Annotated in this window: 21 protein-coding genes and 1 pseudogene; 15 read left to right on the top strand and 7 right to left on the bottom strand. The window is 69.9% G+C overall.

The window, feature by feature from the left end:
- Positions 1-7 precede the first annotated feature (7 nt).
- From OHA77_RS40590 to OHA77_RS40555, 8 genes are all read left to right on the top strand, one after another.
- Complete coding sequence (locus tag OHA77_RS40590; RefSeq protein WP_406314826.1) at positions 8-928, top strand: zinc-binding dehydrogenase; 921 nt, start codon at positions 8-10, stop codon at positions 926-928.
- A gap of 32 nt (positions 929-960) precedes the next feature.
- Entirely contained in the window at positions 961-1,368 is a 408-nt protein-coding gene (locus OHA77_RS40585) for a nuclear transport factor 2 family protein (protein WP_406314823.1), read from the top strand.
- A 6-nt stretch (positions 1,369-1,374) separates the two neighbouring features.
- Positions 1,375-1,764: a cupin domain-containing protein gene (locus OHA77_RS40580; RefSeq protein ID WP_406314821.1), complete on the top strand. Its 390-nt coding sequence runs from the start codon at positions 1,375-1,377 to the stop codon at positions 1,762-1,764.
- Positions 1,712-2,611, top strand: coding sequence for an NAD-dependent epimerase/dehydratase family protein (locus OHA77_RS40575; protein WP_406314818.1), 900 nt, complete (start codon positions 1,712-1,714; stop codon positions 2,609-2,611). The genes OHA77_RS40580 and OHA77_RS40575 overlap by 53 nt, the downstream gene beginning before the upstream one ends.
- An 89-nt stretch (positions 2,612-2,700) precedes the next feature.
- Entirely contained in the window at positions 2,701-3,174 is a 474-nt protein-coding gene (locus tag OHA77_RS40570; RefSeq protein WP_406314815.1) for a tyrosine-type recombinase/integrase, read from the top strand.
- Positions 3,175-3,317: 143 nt separating this feature from the next.
- Positions 3,318-3,650: a hypothetical protein gene (locus tag OHA77_RS40565; RefSeq protein WP_406314812.1), complete on the top strand. Its 333-nt coding sequence runs from the start codon at positions 3,318-3,320 to the stop codon at positions 3,648-3,650.
- A gap of 314 nt (positions 3,651-3,964) precedes the next feature.
- Positions 3,965-4,606, top strand: a complete 642-nt coding sequence (locus OHA77_RS40560; protein WP_406314810.1) for a TetR/AcrR family transcriptional regulator — start codon at positions 3,965-3,967, stop codon at positions 4,604-4,606.
- A 152-nt stretch (positions 4,607-4,758) separates the two neighbouring features.
- Positions 4,759-4,893 carry a hypothetical protein gene (locus OHA77_RS40555; protein ID WP_406314807.1) on the top strand — a complete coding sequence of 45 codons (135 nt, stop codon included), beginning with the start codon at positions 4,759-4,761 and terminating at the stop codon, positions 4,891-4,893.
- Positions 4,894-4,994: 101 nt separating this feature from the next.
- Here OHA77_RS40555 and OHA77_RS40550 read toward each other — a convergent pair whose 3' ends face one another.
- Positions 4,995-5,426, bottom strand: coding sequence for a TetR-like C-terminal domain-containing protein (locus tag OHA77_RS40550; protein ID WP_406314804.1), 432 nt, complete (start codon positions 5,424-5,426; stop codon positions 4,995-4,997).
- Between the two features lie 368 nt (positions 5,427-5,794).
- On the opposite strand from OHA77_RS40550, the gene OHA77_RS40545 reads away from it, so the two are divergent.
- Positions 5,795-6,694 carry an alpha/beta fold hydrolase gene (locus OHA77_RS40545; protein ID WP_406314802.1) on the top strand — a complete coding sequence of 300 codons (900 nt, stop codon included), beginning with the start codon at positions 5,795-5,797 and terminating at the stop codon, positions 6,692-6,694.
- A 22-nt stretch (positions 6,695-6,716) separates the two neighbouring features.
- On the top strand, positions 6,717-7,508 hold the full coding sequence (locus OHA77_RS40540) for a MerR family transcriptional regulator (RefSeq protein ID WP_326822921.1): 792 nt from the start codon (positions 6,717-6,719) through the stop codon (positions 7,506-7,508).
- A 266-nt stretch (positions 7,509-7,774) separates the two neighbouring features.
- On the opposite strand, the gene OHA77_RS40535 is transcribed toward OHA77_RS40540, so the two are convergent.
- The 4 genes from OHA77_RS40535 to OHA77_RS40520 all read right to left on the bottom strand — a co-directional run bounded on the left by OHA77_RS40535 (position 7,775) and on the right by OHA77_RS40520 (position 10,855).
- Complete coding sequence (locus OHA77_RS40535; protein ID WP_406314798.1) at positions 7,775-8,554, bottom strand: NAD(P)-binding domain-containing protein; 780 nt, start codon at positions 8,552-8,554, stop codon at positions 7,775-7,777.
- A 94-nt stretch (positions 8,555-8,648) separates the two neighbouring features.
- Positions 8,649-8,783 (bottom strand): hypothetical protein, encoded by a 135-nt coding sequence (locus tag OHA77_RS40530; RefSeq protein WP_406314795.1) that lies wholly within the window; start codon positions 8,781-8,783, stop codon positions 8,649-8,651.
- Between the two features lie 249 nt (positions 8,784-9,032).
- Positions 9,033-9,839 (bottom strand): aminoglycoside N(3)-acetyltransferase, encoded by an 807-nt coding sequence (locus OHA77_RS40525; protein ID WP_406314792.1) that lies wholly within the window; start codon positions 9,837-9,839, stop codon positions 9,033-9,035.
- 53 nt (positions 9,840-9,892) lie between these two features.
- Positions 9,893-10,855 carry an alpha/beta hydrolase gene (locus tag OHA77_RS40520; RefSeq protein WP_406314789.1) on the bottom strand — a complete coding sequence of 321 codons (963 nt, stop codon included), beginning with the start codon at positions 10,853-10,855 and terminating at the stop codon, positions 9,893-9,895.
- Positions 10,856-10,986: 131 nt separating this feature from the next.
- Here OHA77_RS40520 and OHA77_RS40515 point away from each other — a divergent pair, with 131 nt between their 5' ends.
- From OHA77_RS40515 to OHA77_RS40505, 3 genes are all read left to right on the top strand, one after another.
- Complete coding sequence (locus tag OHA77_RS40515) at positions 10,987-11,640, top strand: TetR/AcrR family transcriptional regulator (RefSeq protein WP_406314786.1); 654 nt, start codon at positions 10,987-10,989, stop codon at positions 11,638-11,640.
- Positions 11,641-12,339: 699 nt separating this feature from the next.
- Complete coding sequence (locus OHA77_RS40510; protein WP_406314783.1) at positions 12,340-12,879, top strand: ArsR/SmtB family transcription factor; 540 nt, start codon at positions 12,340-12,342, stop codon at positions 12,877-12,879.
- Positions 12,876-14,192: an MFS transporter gene (locus OHA77_RS40505; protein WP_406314780.1), complete on the top strand. Its 1,317-nt coding sequence runs from the start codon at positions 12,876-12,878 to the stop codon at positions 14,190-14,192. The genes OHA77_RS40510 and OHA77_RS40505 overlap by 4 nt, the downstream gene beginning before the upstream one ends.
- 124 nt (positions 14,193-14,316) lie before the next feature.
- Here the strand turns inward: OHA77_RS40505 and OHA77_RS40500 are convergent.
- Positions 14,317-14,674 (bottom strand): annotated as a pseudogene (locus tag OHA77_RS40500) (Tn3 family transposase); the annotation flags it as partial.
- Positions 14,675-14,767: 93 nt separating this feature from the next.
- Between OHA77_RS40500 and OHA77_RS40495 the strand changes: the two are divergent.
- Together OHA77_RS40495 and OHA77_RS40490 are read left to right on the top strand one after the other, a co-directional pair.
- Positions 14,768-14,887, top strand: a complete 120-nt coding sequence (locus OHA77_RS40495) for an RICIN domain-containing protein (protein ID WP_406319960.1) — start codon at positions 14,768-14,770, stop codon at positions 14,885-14,887.
- A 166-nt stretch (positions 14,888-15,053) separates the two neighbouring features.
- Positions 15,054-16,688, top strand: a complete 1,635-nt coding sequence (locus OHA77_RS40490; RefSeq protein WP_406314778.1) for a hypothetical protein — start codon at positions 15,054-15,056, stop codon at positions 16,686-16,688.
- 226 nt (positions 16,689-16,914) lie between these two features.
- On the opposite strand, the gene OHA77_RS40485 is transcribed toward OHA77_RS40490, so the two are convergent.
- Positions 16,915-18,903 carry an excinuclease ABC subunit UvrA gene (locus OHA77_RS40485; protein ID WP_406314775.1) on the bottom strand — a complete coding sequence of 663 codons (1,989 nt, stop codon included), beginning with the start codon at positions 18,901-18,903 and terminating at the stop codon, positions 16,915-16,917.
- Positions 18,904-19,257: the final 354 nt, after the last annotated feature.

Raw genomic sequence — 19,257 nt, 5'->3', positions numbered from 1 at the left:
AGAAACCATGAAAGCGCTCATCCCCACCGGAGACTCCGCCGAACCGGTCGTGCTCGCCGACGTTCCCGAGCCGACGCCACACGCGAACGAGGTGCTGGTGAAGGTCGAGGCGTTCTCGATCAACCGGGGCGAGACATTCAAGCTGGAGAGTCCCACGGCCGGTGACCGGCCCGGCAAGGACGTCGCGGGGCTGGTGGTGCAGCCGGCCGCCGACGGCAGCGGGCCGACCGGCATCGTCCGCGTGGTCGGCCACCCCATGGCGGGCGGCTGGGCGGAGTACGCCGCGGTGCCCACCGACGCGCTCGCGGTGCTGCCGGACACCGTCTGCGCGGTGCGGGGCGCGGCGTTGCCGCTGGCCGGTCTTACCGCGCTGCGGCTGCTGCGCACGGCCGGGACCCTGCTGGGGCGGCGGGTGCTGCTGACCGGCGCGTCAGGAGGGGTGGGGCACTACGTGACCGAGCTCGCCGCCGCGTCCGGAGCCGAGATCACCGCCGTGACCCGGGACGCCGAACGCGGGGCGCGGCTCACCGAACTCGGCGCGGCCGAGATCGTCCATGCCGTGGCCGACGCGCGCGGACCCTACGACCTCGTGCTGGAGTCGACCGGCGGCGCAGCCCTTCCCCTCGCCCTCGCCCGGCTCGCCAAGCGCGGCACCCTCATCTGGTTCGGGCAGGCCAGCCGGACCCCGGCAACGCTCGACTTCTTCGCCTTCTTCGACGGCCCCGAGTCCGGCGTCATCCGCCACTTCCACTACCTTGACGCTGACACCCGCCTCGGCGACGACCTCGCGGCGCTCGTCCGGCTGACCGCCGAAGGCCGCCTGCACCCCGAGATCGGCCGCGTCGGCGACTGGGCCGACACCGCGACCGTCCTGACCGACCTGCGTGAGCGCCGCATCCGCGGCAAGGCCGTGCTCACCCTCTCCTGAACGACGACAAACCCACCTTGAGGAGCATGACCATGAACAACGACCCCAGGGCCGTCGTCATCCGCTACGTCGAAGCCGTCCGCGACGGCGACGCCGACGTCATCTTCGACAGCTTCGCCGAGGACGCGACCTGGCATTATCCGAGCGACCTGCCCGTCTCGAAGGTGTGGCGGGGCCGCGATGCGATCGTCAACGACTTCCTGGGCGGCATGGGGCCGATCCTGGTCCCGGGCACCATGGAGATCGAGCTGATCAGCACGATCGCCGAGGGCGACCGCGTGGTCGCCGAGTGGACCTCCAAGGCCACCACCGTCTACGGCGGCGCCTACGACAACCGCTGCCTCGGCATCTTCACCGTCCGGCACGGCCGCATCGCCTCCGTCATCGAGTACGCCGACACCCGGCACGTGGCCGCCGCCCTCTTCCCGAACGAGAGGTAGAAACCGATGAGCTCCACGCTGGTGACGACCCTGCTGCACCGGACACCACCCTTCATCCCCGACGGCGCGGAGGTGATGACGGCGACGATCGAGCTGCCGCCCGGCGACCCGGGCACCCCGCCGCACCGCCACTCAGGCCCCGTCTTCGGATACCTCCTCGAAGGAGAGATGCTCTTCGAGCTGGAGGGCGAACCGGCCCGGGTGATCCGCGCCGGAGAGGCGTTCTGGGAACCGGGCGGTGACGTCATCCACTACCAGGCCGCCAACAACCTGCCTGGCTCCTGGACCCGGTTCGTGGTGGTGATGATCGGCGCCCCCGGCGAACCGATGCTCACCCTCGTCGATGAGCACGAACTCATCGCCCGCCGCGACCGTCGCGCACCGGCGGAGCGCTGAGATGCGCGTCTTCCTGGCCGGCGCGACCGGCGTCATCGGCCGCAATCTCCTCCCGCTCCTTCTGCGGGCCGGTCACCAGGTCACCGGCACCTCCACAACGGCACAGGGCGCGACGCGGCTCATCGACCTCGGCGCCACCGCGGTCACGCTCGACATCTTCCACCGTCCCGCCGTCTTCGCGGCGGTCAGGGACTCGGCACCCGACGCCGTCATCCACCAGCTGACCGCGCTCGGCGGCGGCAGCTCCGCCGACAATGCCCGCATCAGGCGCGAGGGCACCCGCAACCTCGTCGACGCCGCCCGCGACGTCGGCGTCGCGCGGATCATCGCCCAGTCCATCGCCTGGGCCTACGAGCCGGGCGAAGATCCCGCCGACGAATCCACCGCGCTGGACCAGGCCGCCGAACAACCGCGCGCCACCACCATCGCGGGAGTGAGCGCGCTGGAGTCGGCCGTGGCCGAACTACCCGAGCACGTCGTGCTCCGGTACGGGACGCTGTACGGTCCCGGAACCTGGTTCGCCCCCGGCGGGCTCATGGCGTCCCGGCTGCGGGCCGGTCAGCTCGCCGCCGACGACGCGGTCAGCTCCTTCGTCCATGTCGAGGACGCCGCCCAGGCCGCCGTGCTCGCGCTGGCCTGGCCCAGCGGGACCGTCAACATCGTCGATGACGAGCCGGCCCCGGCGTGCGCCTGGGTGCCGGAACTGGCTGCGGCGCTGGGCGAGCACGCCCCCGCACCGGGCGATGGCCGGCAGGGCTGGGAACGCGGCGCCCGCAACGCCGAAGCCCTCGCCCTCGGCTGGCACCCGGTCCACCGCACTTGGCGGACCGGGTTCCACCACCATTGACGCGCTCTCCGGCGTGCACGTTCTGGAAGGGGCTTCTTGAGCGGGCCGACCGCGGGGAGCTTCACGAGCCGGGTCTCCGGGACGTACCCGTGGGCGCCTACGAACTGGTGGACACGGCCTTCGCCGGATTTTACAACCCCAACTGGGCGGAACTCGCCCAGCTGCTGGTGGCCATCGACACCGGCAGCTCAAACCCGGCGATGAGTGCCGCGAAGGACGAGGAGGTGAAGGTCAGTACGCCGGTGTTCTGCCAGGACTTCCACCTGCCGGTCGCCGACTACACGAAATCCAAGTCACACCTCAACCGCCGCGGCGGCCGCCTGTCGGCCCGCGCCGCCTCCGCCGTCTTCATCGCCATCGCCCGGGCCGCCGGGCTGGAGGACCCCACCACCGCCCACGTCGGCCGCCACACCTTCGTCACCCAGCTGATTCGCGGCGGCGAAGACCTCGTCACCGTCGCCGAACTGGCCGGCCACGCCCGCCTCGACACCCTGCGCATCTACAGCCAGCCCACCGACGACGACAAGCAGGCCGCCCTGCGCCACCTCACCGTTGACCGCTAACAAAGCTTGGGCGAGATGACCATCAACCCAGACGACACCACCCCAGCCACCCCTGCCGAACAGAACCCAACAGATCAAAGCCACGCCACCCACATCGTGCCCTCCGGCCCGACGGCTGGCCCGACTGGCTCGGACGACGCCCCATGACCAGCGACGACAGAGCCAAGATCCGCAAAGCCCTCGAAACCGGGCTCCCCGAAGGGCCACTCACTGAGCCCGGCCCCTTCCTGTGCTGCCTCACCATCGACGGCCTCGACCGCGTCGACCCCCGCAAACTCGTCGCCCTTCGCGGCCGCGTCCACGCCGCCGCCCGCACCGCAGCCGAAGGACGAGCGACCACCTACCACGCCACCGACTCCACCATCACCATCGGCATCCGCGGACCCGACGCAGCCGAGCGCATCAACCAACTCCGCCACGCCCTGGCCAAACTCATCACCAAACACGGCTGGACCACCCGAGACGAACCCCGCTGATCTACAGCTCAACGCTTATCGAGAAGTCTCGTCGAGATATGACCACGACCCCGGAACAGGCCCGTCACAGGCTCTTCTCCATGGAGAGCAGACAACTGAATTAAATCAATTGATTGATTTAATTTTCATGCGGAACGGACACCTGTCAAGCCGGAAGGGCAAGCGGTGAGGACGGTTTGACAGGCCTGCCCTTTGCGTAGGCTGTCCTTCCGTCACACCTCGCCGGCACGGCTGAGGACCCTCGATGACCTGTGGGACTGGGCCGTCGCGGGCTGCGCGAAGTCCCGGTGCGGTGAAAGACGATGATCAACAAGATGAGACGCGACGAGCAGGTCAGCGCGACAAGGGAGGCGCTCCTGGCCGCGGCCGAGCGGCTGTTCGCCGAACGTGGAGTGCACGCCGTCGGCAACCGCCAGATCAGCGAGACCGCCGGGCATGGCAACAACGCCGCGGTCAGCTACCACTTCGGCACCAAGGCCGACCTGATCCGCGCGATCGCCCGCAGGCACGCCGAGCAGATCGAGCGCATCCGCGAACGCATGATGGCCGACATCGCCGACTCCACGGACCTGTGCGACTGGGTCTCCTGCCTGGTCCGCCCCTTCACCGAACACCTGGAGACCCTGGGCAGCCCCACCTGGTACGCCCGCTTCGCCGCGCAGGTCATGGCCGACCCCGCCTTCAGCGCCATCATGGTGGACGAAGCCCTGACCGCCGCCCCGATTTTGCGGCTGTTTCGGGACGGTCTGGCCCGGTCCCTGCCCGGCCTCCCCGCCGAGATCCACCACGAACGGGTCACCATGGCCCGGCACCTCGTTGTACAGATGTGCGTCGAGCGGGAACGGGCCCTCGCCGAACACGCGCCCACCTTCAGGCCCACCTGGGACGCCACCGCCAACGGCCTCATCGACGCGATCGTCGTGATGTGGCGAGCACCCGCCCTGGACGCTCCATGACGCCCGGTCGTCGAGGCCAGGTGATGGGCCGCTGGTACTGCAACGGCACTTGCGTAGATAGATCTGTTTACTGGTCATTGATGTCTCGTGACGGCTGTAAAACTTACAGGCGTGGCCGACTGGCCACCCGGCGCAACGGCAGCGTCACCAGCATGGCTTTGCGTGATGAACGGGTCGACGAACCGGTCGCCACCCTGCCCGCGCAGGCCTGGCGGCGCCGCTCCTGCGGTGATGGCGCGCACGGCCAGGGCCGCTATGCCTGGGCGCGCGTGGCGATCCGTCCCTGACGCGCCACCGGCCGCGCCCACTGGGTCCTGGCCCGCCGTGCCCACTACCGAAAACGTGGCCACCATCACATAAGCGCCGTTGCAGTATCAAACCTAAGGGATCAAGGCTGGTATCCGATGTGGTGCAACAGGATCCGCAGTCGGCGCTCGAGCTGTGCTGCGGTCACGTCTTCCGCATGCTGGAGCAGGACGGATCCGATCGAGCTGGCCAGGATGTCCTGGATGACGCTCGGGTCGGTGTCTGGTGGGAGGTGACCGGCGTCGATGGCCTGCTGCGCGATCTGCGCCAGGGCGTTCAGCCGGGGCTGCAGGTAGCGCTCGGTGTAGGCGGTCACCAGTTTCGGGTAGTCGACCGAGGCGCCGATGACGCGTGCCATCAACGTGCGGAAGCGGGGGCGGCTGAAGAGTTCGGCGATGGAGGAGGTGAGTTCGTCGATCGACTGCCCGGCCGGGGCGGCGTCCATGTCGGGGGCGCGGGCGTGCTCCAACGCGGCCATCAGGAGGTCGTCTTTGGTCGGGTGCCGGATGGTCACGCCAACCGATGTGCCCGTCGGGGCGGATCAGCACCACATCGTGCGAGTGCGGCTCTATCGGTGTGAGTGCGAGGACCAGGTCGGCGCTCAGTTGTGCACCGGCGGCCTCGGCGTGGCGGGCGGCGTCGCCCTGATCACCGGCGGAGTTGGCAGATCATCTAGCCGGAGTGTCACCCACCTCCCGGGTCGGATCCGTCGCACAGGTCCTGAGTCCTGACAGGAGTTGATGAACACGTCGGTGATGGCCAGCCGCAGTGGGCGGCGCAGGTCGCGGCCCGGAAGCCGGAAGCCGGCGGCCGCGGGTGTGCGGACATCAGATCGCTGCGGCGCTTGACCCTGACGCAGGGTCAATCTCTCAGCATGGTGGCATGACCACGGAAACCAGTGCAATCGAGGTCGTCGGACCGCGCAAGTCGTACGGCGAGCACGACGACGATGGAGAGCGGGCTGAGAGGGGCGACAAGACGATGCAGCGCTTCACGATCCACCATGACGGCGTCACGATCCCGGTGTCTCGCGACGGACAGGGACGACCACTGGTCCTGTGCCCTGGGCTGAACTCGACCCAGGCCGACCTGCGTGAGCTGGCCGAGCTGCTGCGGCGCGACCACGACGTGGTGACCTTCGACCTGCGGGGCCATGGCCTCGCCTCGGCCGCCGACCGGTACTCCTTCGAAGCCTTCCTCAGCGATCTGGTCGCAGTGATGGCGGAGCTGGGCAACCTCGGCCTGCCCGCAGCGCCCGTGCTGGTGGGCTACTCGATGGGCGCTGACCTGGCCGTGCACTATGCCTCCGAGTATCCTGACACCGTCGCCGAGCTTGTTCTCATCGACGGGGCGAACCCGGTGCCCGAACCGTTCATCACCGATGCCGTCCTGCCGGCGTTCCGCGCCATGTGGGAGGATATGGCGACGCAGCAGCAGGCCGAGCGGGGCACCGCGCGTCAGGTGTTGCTCACCGCCCAGGAGATTCTCGACCTGAACCTCGAGCTCGATGTGATTCGGTCCGAGATTCTCGACCGGTACAGGAAGGTCGACCGGCCCATCAGCATGATCATGTCGACCTCGATGGCCGGCGACAGCGGCGAAGGGCCCGCGCCCCGGTTCAACCAGAACTGGCGCGCCGGCGTCGAGCGGCTCGTCCGCGAGCACCCGCACATCGCCACCACCTGGCTCGACGCCGACCACCAGCTGGTCTTCACCCATGCCCCGGAAATCGCCCAGATCATCCGTAGTGCAGAAGGCCCAGCCGACCGGGCGACCTCTTAAGCGACTCCTGGAGACCGCTCTGATGCTGACCATCGGCGAGCTGGCGTCGTACGCCGGAGTGACGGTACGCGCGGTGCGGCACTACCACGCCAAGGGGCTGCTGCCGGAGCCCGAGCGGGACCGTTCTGGCTACCGCAGATACGACGCCGGCGCCGTGGTCGAGCTGATCAAGATCCGGACCCTTGCCGAGGCCGGGGTCCCGCTGGCGCGGGTGCGGGAGCTGCTGCGGGCCGGTGAGGAGGAGTTCGCTGCGGCGGTCGCGGACATCGACAGGCGGCTGCAGGCGGAGATCCGGGAGCGGCAGCGACACCGTGAGCGGATCGCCCGGCTCACCTCCGGGGACAGCCTGGCGCTGCCCCCGGAGGTGGTCGAGTATCTCAACCGGCTGCGGGCGCTCGGGGTCGACGAGCGGATCGTCCAGGCCGAGCGTGACGGCTGGATCCCGTTGGCCGCGCACTCACCCGCGCGGGTCCCGGAGTGGATGGCACGCAAGCGGGAGCAGATCGACGACCCGCGGCTCGTCGACTTCTACCTCACCCTGAGCCAGGCTCTCGATCGATCCGACGACGACCCGCGGCTGGTCGAGCTGGCCGACAAGCTGGCCGCCTACATCACGCGTATGGCCGACGAGCGGGGCGAGGACTATGTCGACGACACCGATATCGAGTCACCGCTTGTCAAGCTGATGGACACGCTGGCGTTCGACACTGTGCCGCCGGCGCGTCGGCTGATCGAGCTGCTGAAGCGGCGAGGTTGGACAGGCTGGACCAAGCTCGAGCGCGTGGACCCCACGCCGGGTGCGGCTCCCCGGTAGTGCCAGTCCGGGCGGGAAGACACCGCAGTGCGGCGATCCGGGCGCTGCCGGTGATGGCGGGCAGGGTCCTGCCGGGCGAGGCGCCGGGTTGGTGCGTCGGGCAGGGCCGGTCTCTCCGCGCCACTGATCTGGGGAGTGTTCCTGGTTCGGATCAAAGCGTGGGATCGGGTTTCCGGGCCGTCGGTCAGCTCATTCCACCGGTCCATCCTGCCGTATCGGGCGGTGGTCGCCGCTCCAGGTCTGGACGCACGTCCAGCCGGGCGCTCTTACTTCAGATCGGCGAGGAGGCCATCCAGGGCTTTCTCGAGGGCCGCGGCGTTGGCCGCATCGAACCAGGTGGTGCGGATGCGCTCGTTGTTCCCCTTGGGCGTCTCGTGGTCGGCGGCGAGTTGGTGCAGCGGGCGGGTCTCGTCGCCCAGGGAGCGGCCGACGTTCTGGAAGAGGCCACGCACATACTGGTCGGTGGTGTCGGAGGCGACGCCGTGGCCGGTGGCCCACGAGGTGAGCGTGGCGAGGTAGGCGTAGTGGGCGGTGAGCGTCCCGGTCAGTGCGGAGAAGACGTTGAAGGCGGCCTCGTCCGCGACGGGGAGCGCTCCGCCCAGCTGCTCGAAGAGAGAGTCCACCATGGGGTGCGAGGGGCAGGTCACGGTGACGGAGCGGCGCTCGCGCACCGCGGGCAGCGGGATGGCCCGGATGATCGGGGCGCTGGTGGCGAGGGTCCGGCGCAGGTCGTCGGCGGCGACGCCGGCCATCAGGTTGACCACGGTCTTGTCGTCGTCCACCTTCAGCCCGGCGAGTGCCTCGTGGTGGTCCTGGCGGCGCACGGCGATGATCACGAGCTCGGAGCGGTCCACCACCTCCTGGTTGTCGGCGCACACATGGACGCCCTCGTAGCGCTCGGACAGTTCGGCGGCGGTGCGGGCCCCCCGGGGGGAGAGGAAGACGGCCGGCGACGCACCGCCCTCGTTGCGCAGGCCCTCGACGATGGCCCGGCCGATCTCGCCCACTCCGATGATGCCGATGCGCTGCACTGTGTCTTCCTCCATGGTGTGTGGTGGTCGTGACCTGCGTTGGTGCGGGTCCGTGTGGTCGGGATGGTTGCCGTCGGCTCCTCGTGTGCGGAGTCGTATGGAGCCGACGTCACGTCAGTCGCGGTCTTCTCCACAGTAGGGCGACCGCGACGACGCCTGCCAGGCAGGGAATCATCTGGGTGGTGCTGCGGTCGACGTACGGGGCGATCGTCGCGAGGGCAGTGAGCGCAAGGCCCGCGTGCATCGCTCCGAGCGCTCCTCGTGCACGGGGTGGTTTCGTCATCAGAGTGCTTCTCTCTTCATCGGTCGATCAGGGCGATGCCGTGGTCGCTGTATCGAGCCCTGGGCCCCGGTGTCGGGGACGGCGGCGTCGATGCCGCCGAGGTCGGTCGCGGTCAGGCGCAGGTCGAGGGAAGCCAGGTTGTCGCGTAGGTGCGGGCGGCGGGAGCTGCCGGTGAGCAATCGTCAAGACCTGTGGATCGGATGAGTTCGGCTATCGGTGCTGTTGGTCCGCGCCGAGTAGTTCGGTGAGACGGCGAACCGCGAAGGAGACCAGCGGCTGCACCGGGATCAGTCGACATGGGGCGTCGCCGACCAGGACCTCCTCGATGCCGGTCTGCTCCTCGAATTCGCGGCCGATGGCGGGGAAGTACCTCCCGTTGTCGTTGCCGACGTCGAGCGTCTCGACCCACACCCGCTCGCCGTCGAGGTCCCGTGGGAAGCGACGGGTCTTCAGGCGCGGGTTGGGTGTGAGTGTTTCGGCGTGGTGCAGGAAGGTGTTGCGGTCGTGGCCGACCCCCACGAGGAGGACGTGGCCGCCGAGGTCGTTCAGACGGCCGAACGGCGACGTGCGGCCGACCGCGAATCCGAGCGTTTGACGGCGAACGATGTCGGCTGCCTGAGCGCCAAGGGCGGCGACGGACGCCTGCGGATGCGAGCTACGCACGCTCTCGGGCAGGGAACGCAGAAGTTCGGGGACGGCGCCCATGCCGGTGGACGGCAGGTCGGGACGAAAGGTGGGTACGGCCGCGCGCCGTTCGATCACCGCGGCGTCGGGGACACCTACGTGATCGGGGTCGGGATCGGTGACCTGCCAGGTGAAGGTGGGAGCAACGAGCGTTCCGGCCGGGCCGAGTATGGTGCGTAAACTGCCGATCACGGTGGCGGCTCCGCCGTCGACGCGGCCGATGCTGGACAGAGACGAGTGCACGATCACGGACATGCCCTCCCGGACTCCGACTTTGCGCCATCCCTCTACCAGGTCGGTGCTGGTCAGCTCGCCGGTTCGCGGCTCGGTCATTCGCATGCTTGAGGATCTCCGTCTTCATGGTGGTGGAGCGCAGCGTTCCTCCGTCACCGCGCCAGGGCCGTACGGAGGAACGCGAGGATCTCCGCCTGGGCAGCCTCGGCCTGTGGTTCCACGCCGGGCATGGCGAGGAACGCGTGCCTCGCGCCCGGGTATTCGGAATGCCGCACAGAGGTCCCGGCCGCGTGGAGCCGCTCGGCGTAGCGGCGGCCGTGATCGGCGACCGCGTCCTGGGTGGGCACCACCACGAGCGCGGGGGCGAGTCCGCTCAGGTTGTCGGCGTACAGCGGTGAGAATGCGCGGGTGTCGGTTCCCGGCGGGACGGCGAGCCGCTGGAAGAGCCGCAGTTGCGGCCGGGCGCGGGTCGGGCTGTATGCGTACTCGACCATCGACGGGTAGTCGAACATCGTCTCGGTCACGTCGACTGCGGGGTTGACCAGCACCTGCGCCTTGAGCTCCAGGCCGGCCTCCCGGGCCCGGATGGCCGTCAGGGCGCTGATCAGCGCGCCGCAGCTCTCGCCGAAGACGGCCGTGCGCGCCGGGTCGACGCCCCACTGCACGGCGTGCCGCACCACGTGGTCGAGCACGTCCCAGCCGTCGTCGGCCGCGTTCGCGAGCGGGCTGTCCGGGGCGAGGAGGCGGTGCTCGACCGAGACGACGAGGGCGGGCAGTCGGGCGGCGAGGTGGCTGTTGGTCCAGTCGCACTGCACCGCCGTGCCCACGAAGCTGCCTCCGTGGACATGGACCACGAGTGGCAGGTCGGTCCGGGCGGCGGCCTCGCCGTCGCCCGACGAGGCCGGCCGGTACACCCGGACCGGTAGGTCGCGGCCGGGCAGCGCGATCTGCTGCCAGTCGATCGCGGCGCCGGGGTCCGGCTCCCCGGTGATCGCCCGCATCGCGCTGGAGGCCCGGAAGCGGTTCTCCGCGTCGCGGTAGGCGAGCAGTTCCTCGGTCGTTATCACCGAGAAGTCCGGCTCCGGCGGCCGCGTCGCGGTAGTGATCTCGCTCATGTCTCCTTCTCCCTTCCCGGCCGGATGCCGGGTGTGTCATTGCGGTCGGACAGCACCTTGTCCTCATTATGCACGCAGTGCGTGCATCGGCAAGTGCATAGGTTAAGCTGAGTCTGGACGAGAGGGGCGAGATGACTGGCCGAAGGCGATGGTCGACCGAGGAGATCCTGGACACGGCGGCGGAACTGCTGCGCACGAGCGACGCCGAGTCGTTCAGCGTGCGCAAACTCGCCGCAGCGCTCGGGACCGACTCCTCCAGCCTCTACCGGCACTTCCGCAACAAGACCGAACTGCTGCGCGCGGTTGCCGACCGGATCCTGCTGGCCGCCATGGACGGCTACCGCCCCGAGGGCGACTGGAAGCAGCGCGTCACCGCCCTGGCCCTGCGCCTGCGCGAGGCCTTCGGCGAGCAACCCCAACTCGCCGCGGTGTGGGGACGCTATGCGTCCGGCGGCACCGGATCCCGTTTGGTCATGGAGGAGTTGCTGCAGGCCCTGCGCGCGTCCGGCCTGCCCGACGAGGAGGTCCCGGTGCGATACCACCGCATCGTGATCCACCTCGCCGCGCTGATCGCCTCCGAGGCCGGGATCGGCACCGTCACCCCCAAGGAGTACGAACAGGGCATGGAGCTGTTCCGCGTCGCGGTGCTCGGCGCCGACCCCGAGCTCTTCCCCGCCCTGGCCCACTTCGCCCGTGACATCCGCCCCCTCGGAGCAGACCGCCGCGCCGCGTTCGAGGAGATCCTCGCCGCCCAACTCGCCCACATCGAGGCCCGGATCCCCTGACGTGCCGGATTGCCGGCGCAAACCGGTATGTGGAGCAGGTCAGGCTGGAAGCTGCCCAGGTGCTGCTGGAGACGGGTGATGACCCCATGTCGGTAGTGGTGCGGCGCACAGGGTTCGGCTCACCCGAGTCGCTCCGCAGAGCGTTTGTGCGAACCTGGGTGTGACGCCTGGTGCGTTCCGGGCCGGTTTCCGGACGGCCGGCGTGGGCACGTCCGGGGCGGTCTCGCCGTAGTCAAGGCACAACGAGCCGATGGCGCTGGGTCGGCGGCTGCCTTCCACCGGCCAGGCTGTCCGCGCGTTCCGCGGCCATCTGCCGCACCTGGCTGACCTCGCAAGCCTGCAGCCTGGTCCCGTAGCCGGAGCCTTTGGATCTCCATCAACAGGAGCTCGCCGCACAGGCCTTGCAACGTCCCCATGGGCAGTCCGACTCCTGGGCTGCGAGCCGTCTGTCCTCGGACGAGCCCGCCGCCAGATGGCCGAATGTGCACCATTGCTGTCCGCGGCTGCGGCCAGGCGCACACGGTCCCTGCGAGTTGAACACATGTGGGTCGTCCACGGTTACACCGTCACCTACGGCGGACTGCTGATGCTCGGTGGGCGCCTGGGCGATCTGCTGGCCTCACGTGCTGGACGGCCGATTCCGGAAGTCGGAAAAGAACCCCCTTGCGCAATGGTCAAGAATCGTTGACCATTGGGGGCGTGCCTACCGATGATGTTCCCGAGACGTTCCACGTCACCACTGACGAGCAGCTACGCGCCGTCTCCAACCTCACGCGCCACCGGATCATGGCCGTGCTCCGCTTCGAGCCCGCGACGATCACGCAGATCGCCCAGCGGGTGGGCCTTGCGAAGGGGAGCTCCAGCTACCACGTGCGGCTGCTGGAGCGGGCCGGCCTGGTGAAGGTGGTGCGAACACGGAAAGTGAGAGGGGTCACCGAGCGGTACTACGCGATGGCCGCGCGGTCGATCGAGCTGCCGGATCCGGGCGAGGGAGGGCCGGATGTGCTGATGCGGCACGCGGTGGCGGACCTGGAGGCAGCGCCGGTGGATGGCGAGCGGCACGTACGGATGGCGCACCTGCGGCTCACCGAGGAGCGGTTCGCGGAGCTGGGGGCGCGGCTGCAGGCACTGGCGGACGAGTACCAGGAGCTGTCCGATCCGTCGCTGCCGGACGCGTCACTCGTCTTCGCACTGTTCCACCCGGCACCGCGCGAGCAGGCCGAAGGAGACGCCAAATGACCTCAGGCATTCGGAAGTTGCCGACCGGGTTCGGACGGCTGTGGACCGCGCAGACGGTGTCCTCGCTCGGTGACGGGGTGTCGCATGCCGCGCTGCCGCTGCTCGCGTTGACGTTGACACGGGATCCGATGGCGCTCGCCGTCGTCACGGCCGCCGGAACGCTGCCGTGGCTGCTCTTCGGGGTGCTCGGCGGTGCGCTGGTGGACCGCTGGGACCGCCGGCGCACGATGTGGGTCACGGACGCGGCGCGTGCGGTGCTGCTCGCGATACCGGCGGCGGCGGCCGCGCTCGACGTGCTGAGCATTCCACTGCTCGCGGCCCTCGCCTTCCTGCTCGGCCTCGGCGGACTCTTCTTCGACACGGCCGCCACGGCCTATCTGCCGGATCTGCTCGGCCGCGACCCCGCGCTCCTGGAGCGCGCCAACTCCCGTCTGCGCGGTGCCCAGACCGCCGCGTCCGGCTTCGCGGGGCCGCCGTTGGGCAGTGCCCTGCTCGCGCTCGGGCGGGCGGTCCCGCTGCTCGCCGACGCGGTGTCGTTCGCGCTCTCCGCACTGCTCGTACGGTCGCTGCCTGCCGCGCCCCGGCCCGTACCGCAGGCCCGGGAGTCGCTGCTGCGGCAGGCGCGGGCCGGCGCCTCCTACGTATTCCGGGATCAGCTGCTGCTCGGGCTCGCGCTGCGTCCGGCGATCGGGAACATCGCCTTCATCGCCGTGGAGACGGTACTCGCCCTCTTCGCGCACGATCGTCTCGGCATCGACACCTACGGCTTCGGCCTGCTCCTCACGGCGGAGGCCACCGGCGGTCTGCTCGGCGCGGGCATCGCCTCCTTCCTCGGCCGACGACTCGGCACCGGCACCGCGCTCACCTGCACGGCCGCCGTCGAAGGACTCGCCATCTTGGGCCTTGCCGCCGCCCCGAACCCGTACGTCGCCGGCCTCGCGCTCGCCGTCTGCGGAGCGGGCATGGGCGCCACGATGGTGCTCGGCCCCTCCCTCCGACAGGCGATCGTCCCCGCCCACCTGATGGGCCGGGTCGCCTCCACCTCCCGCATGCTCGCCATGTGCGCCGCCCCGTTCGGCGCCTTCCTCGGCGGCTGGCTGGCCACCACCTACGACGTACGCACCCCGCTCTACGCCGCCGCCGGCCTCCTCCTCACCATGACCGCTGTCACGGCGACCATGACCAGTAACCGCCGGGTTGAGGCGGCGCTGCGTGCCGCCGCCCCGGCCGATGATCCAGATCACCCGGAATCCGTGGATCTCGTTCAGGAGAGTGCCGTTCAGGGCTCCGCCAGGTCGTCGAGCCAGTGCTGAGCCCAGCTCGGCGCTCCTCGCCTCGCCCCCGGAGCGTCGGGCGCCCGGCCTCCACGGGATGCACCGAGTGGCCGGCGGGCCGGGTGCGCCGCCGTCGATCCTCGCCGTCCTCGACAGCCTCCAGGTCCCGGAAGGTACGCAGGCCCTGACCGGGTCCGCCGGCCTGGATGTTGAACAGGTAGCGGCCCAGGAAGTTGATGTGCCGGTCCCTGAGCGGGGAGATGCGGTCGACGCCCTCGTCCTTGATGTCGTGGCCCTCGGCGCGGAGCCGGGCGACGGCGGCGTCGAGGTAGCAGGTGTTCCACAGGACGACGGCGTTGAGGACCAGACCGAGGGCGGTGAGCCGGTCCTCCTGGCCCTCCCGGTACGCCTGGCGGATCTGGCCCCGACCGCCCGTGGCAGATCGCGCGGGCCATGCGGTGGCGGGACTCCTGCACGGTGAGCTGCCGGTTCATCAAACGGCGGTAAGTGTCGTCGACCGGCAGGTCACGCCGCGTTTGTAGCCGTAGTACTTGGGCGGGGGCCGGTGTTGATGCTCTCACGGGGACGACGAAGCGCAGGCCGGCACCGGCCGGATCGTCAACCCGTCGTCCGGCAGGTGCCTCGACGCGACCGGCGTCAGCTTCGCCAACGGCACCCGGCTGCAGATCTGGGACTGCGGCGGCGGGGCCAACCAGCGCTGGACGAGCGGCTGAACGAAGGGGCCCCTTCCGCGAAAGAGGCTCCCGAGAACGCGTTCTCCCGACCGGGGCGGGGGCGTACTTGATCACGGTTTGGTGTCGTGCGATCGGCCGATCTTGACGTGGGAGCACCCATAAGACGTTATTAGAACTCATGTTCCCATATGTGCAGGAGGTCCTCTTGCGCCACCCACTGGTTCGCCGAATAGCCGCTCACTGCGCCGCCGCCGGCCTGCTCACCGGCCTGCTCACCGTCGCGGCCCCCGCCGCCTCGGCGGCCGACACCACGACCGACCTCGGGGTGACCTTCGACTCCTACACCGCCGACCTGGTCGTCGGCGGCGGCCGGGTGTTCGTCTCCGCCGACGACCGGATCATCGTGGCCGACACCGGCGGAAACCTCACCGGCGGCGTCATCGGCCTGTCCGGCGTCCGCGAGCTGGCCATGAACGCGGACGACACCCGCCTGTACGCGGCGCTCACCGGCTCGAACGAGGTGGCCGAGATCGACACCGCGAGCCTCGCCGTCACCCGGCGGATCGACCTGTCGGCCCACCCGTGCCCGTCCACCCTGGCATTGCTGGGTGAGCGGCTGTGGGTGGGGCACGGGTGCGACAACGGCCCTGGCGGCGTCGTCGGCCTGGATCTGAGCGCGGCCACACCGGCGCCGGTGGCGGTCGGGGGCGAGCACCTGCGAGCTCCCGTGCTCGCAGCCGCCGGCGACACGCTCGTGATCGGCCAGACCAGCCTGCACCACGCCGACATGCTGGTCTACGACGTCGGCGGCGGCACCCCGGAGCTGCGCGGCACGATCGACGGCGAGGAGTGGCGCATGGACTACCTGCGCGACCTCGCCCTGACCTCCGACGGCACCACCCTGTTCTCCGCGGCCGACACCCCCGGTCACTTCACCAGGTACGACACCAGGACCCTGGCGGCGACCGGCACCTACGGCGACGGTTGGGACGGGTATCCGTCGGCCGTGGCGCTCGGCTCGGGCGGCTCCTACGTCGCCGCGGGACGCCAGTGGGGCAGCACCGACCTCACGCTCTACGACGCCGCGACCGGCGCGGCGATGTTCGCGGCCGACCAGCCGGACGCCGAACTGCTCCCGGACGGCGTCGCGTTCTCCGGCCCGGACGTCTTCGCGCTGCTGCGGAGCTCCGCGAACCGGCTGCTGCTGTGGCGGGTGACGGGCGTCGCGCTGCCGACATCCAATCTGACGGTGACGGCCCCGGCGCGCGCGTATGTCGGCTCGTCGGTCACCGTCGAGGGGCGGCTCACCCGCACCGACGGCAAGGCGCTCGGGCTCAAGCCGCTCGCGGTGACCCGGCGCCTGCTCGACGGGACGAAAGAGCCGATCGCCGGCGTGACGACGCAGAAGAACGGCGCGTTCACTTTCGAGGACACGCCGCCGGACATCGGTGAGGTGACCTACTTGGTGTTCTGGGACGGCGACGACCGCTACCGCCGAAGCAGCGCCTCCGTCACCGTGACGGTCAGGCACAGATCCACCCTCACCATGGACGGGCCGCAGTCAGGCGTCGTCGGCACGGCCATGGTGCTGACCGGCGTGCTGACGGCGGGTGGCAAGCCGCCCTCGCCGGGGGCCACGGTCACCGTGCAGCGCAGCGTGTACGTCGACAACGTCAGCGATGGAAGCGTCAAGCTGCCGCCGGTGAGCGTGAACGCCGACGGCACGTACACGTTCACCGACACGCCCGCCATCGCCGGCAGGTACAGCTACCTCGCGTTGTGGTCAGGGGAGGTCACGGCCGGGCCGGCCAAGGCCACCCATCAGATCATGGTCGAGTGACCCGACGGCTGTACCCGGCCGTCGGGCCGGGTACAGCCGTCAGTCCTTCTTCCGGAACGCCCTGGCCGGCCGTACGCCGATGGGCTGTTTCGTAGGTGAACGCTTATGAAACAAGCCCGAGCGGCCCCTTGAGACACAATCCGTGAGTGTGATTGCAGAGAGCTGCTTGTGAACTGGTGACACGGACCCGGGCGGGGTCCACAGGGCGGTCACATGTGCGGCGGCGTCATTCGTTGTGCAGGACAGCGGCGATCGTCCGGCGCGCCGCCGACCACGCCGGCACCAGCGCGCCCAGAACGGCGATCGCCACCCCCGCCAGCACTTCCAGGAGCGGCAGGCCCGCCGTGTACCGCCGGAAGAAACCGGCGGTCGGGGTGTCCGCGGTCGCGACGGCGTCCGGGGTGCCCTCCGCGACCACCGCACCCCCGTCCGGACCGGCTCCCGGCCCCAGGTCGATCACCCAGTCCGCAGACGCGGCGACGGGGATGTCATGTTCGGCCATGACGACGGTGTTGCCCAAGTCGAGCAACACATCGAGCGCATCCACCACACGCTGGATGTCAGACGGGTGCAGGCCCGAGACGGGTTCGTCGAGAACGACAAGGCCGGCCTTGCGGCCCGCGGCACCGCGCTGGATCGCGGACGCCAGCTTCAGTCGCTGCGCCTCGCCGCCGGACAACTCTGTGGCGCTCTGGCCGAGCTGGAGATAGCCGAGTCCGACCTGGTTCAAGGCTCCCAGGGTTTCCGCGAGTTGCCGGGGTGCGGAGAACTGCTCCACAGCCTCGGCGACGGTCAGCTCCAGCACCTGATCGATGGCCAACCCCTGATACCTGACCTCCAAAGCCTCCGGCGTGTAGCGCCGACCCTCGCACGCGTCGCAGACCACCCACACATCCGGCAGGAAGTGCATATCGGCCAGCTTGCGGCCATAACCGGTGCAGGTTTCACAGCGGCGGCCACCCGCGGTGTTGAAGCTGAACCAGGAGGCATTGACCCCGCGTCCGCGCGCCACGTCGGTCTCGGCGAACAGCTTGCGGACAATGTCGAACGCCTTGCTGTAGGTGGCCGGGTTGGACCGCGGCGTCCGCCCGAGCGGTTCCTGATCGACGACGGCGACCCAGTCGAACCCCTCCATGCCGGTCACCTGCCGCACCGTGTCGGTCGTCGTCCCGTTCAGGGCGGCCTCCACGCTCGCCGCGAGCGCGCCGAGCAGGCTGCTCTTGCCACTGCCGCTCACCCCGGTCAGGCAGGTGAGCCGACCGGCGGGGAAACGCACCAGGTCCGCGATCACGTTGTGCGCACGCAGGCCGTGCAACTCCACCCACCCGGTGTCATCCCCGGCCGGACGGCGGGCCCGGCGCAGCCGCGGCCCCTCACCGGCCAGATAGCGTCCGGTCAGCGACGTCGGGTGGGCGGCCGCGTCGGCGGGCGGCCCCGACACCAGGATCTCACCGCCGAGGCGGCCCGCGCCGGGCCCCATATCGATCACCCAGTCGGCCCGGGCGATCAGTTCAGGGTCGTGCTCGACCAGAAGCACCATGTTGCCGGCCTTGCGTAGCTCCAAGGCGATGTCGAGCAGGTGCGCCTTGTCCGCCGGATGCAGCCCGGTTCCGGGCTCGTCCAGGACGAAGACGATGCCGCTCAGCTCGGTGCTGAGCTGCGCGGCGAGCCGGGTTCGCTGCAACTCACCCCCGGACAGCGTCGCCGCGCTCCGGGACAGCTGGAGATGGGCCAGGCCGAGCCGGTCGAGGATCCCGAGCCTGCGGCCCAGGTCCTGCAGCAGCGGCTCACCCACCTCGCGCTGTCGGGCGTCCAGATCGCCGGGCACGCGCTCCGCCCATCTGCGCACCTCCCGTACTCCCACCTCGAGCAGGTCGGGATAGGTCAGCCCGCCGAGCCGCACGGACCGGGCCACTTGGTCGTACCCGCCGCCGCAGGTGCCGCATGGCTGCTTGCGCATGTACGGCAGGTAGCGCTGCTTGGCGCTGGAGGTCTGGGCGTTCACGAACACCCGCTCCACCTCGGCGAGCGCGCCCCGCAGCGGCTGGCTCGAGGTGTAGGTCACCGAAACCGTCTCCTTCTTGTTCGACATGTCGACGGTCGCCTCGACCTTCTCCTCACCCGTGCCGTACAGCACACAGTGACGGAACTCCTCCGGCAGCGACTGCCACGGCCAGCCGAGGTCCACACCCCGCTTCTCGGCAAGCTCCGGCACGAACGCGTGCTCCCCGACCGCCACTTGGCATACCAGGGCGAGGCCCCCTCGAAGAGCGGAAGCTCCGGATGGGTGATGACCAGGTCCTCCTGCGCCTGCCAGCGTCCGCCTACCCCGTGGCAGTCCGCACAGCTCCCTTCCGGCGTATTGCGGTCGAAATGAGCGGTCATCAGATGACCGTCCCCACTCTCCGCCGTCGGGTCCGCGCCGATCCCCGGAAGGCGCGAGTACAACAACCCCAGATGCCCGTCGATGCCGGTGATCGTCGCGACCGTAGAGCGGGGATTGCGGTTCAGACGGCGCTGGTCGACCGCGAGCGTCGCGCCGAGTCCCAGGATGCGGTCGACCTTCGGC

Source organism: Streptosporangium sp. NBC_01639 (assembly GCF_045209755.1).
Classification (GTDB): domain Bacteria; phylum Actinomycetota; class Actinomycetes; order Streptosporangiales; family Streptosporangiaceae; genus Streptosporangium.
Note: the sequence above shows the minus strand (reverse complement) of the source record. Positions and strands in the feature narration are given on the sequence as shown.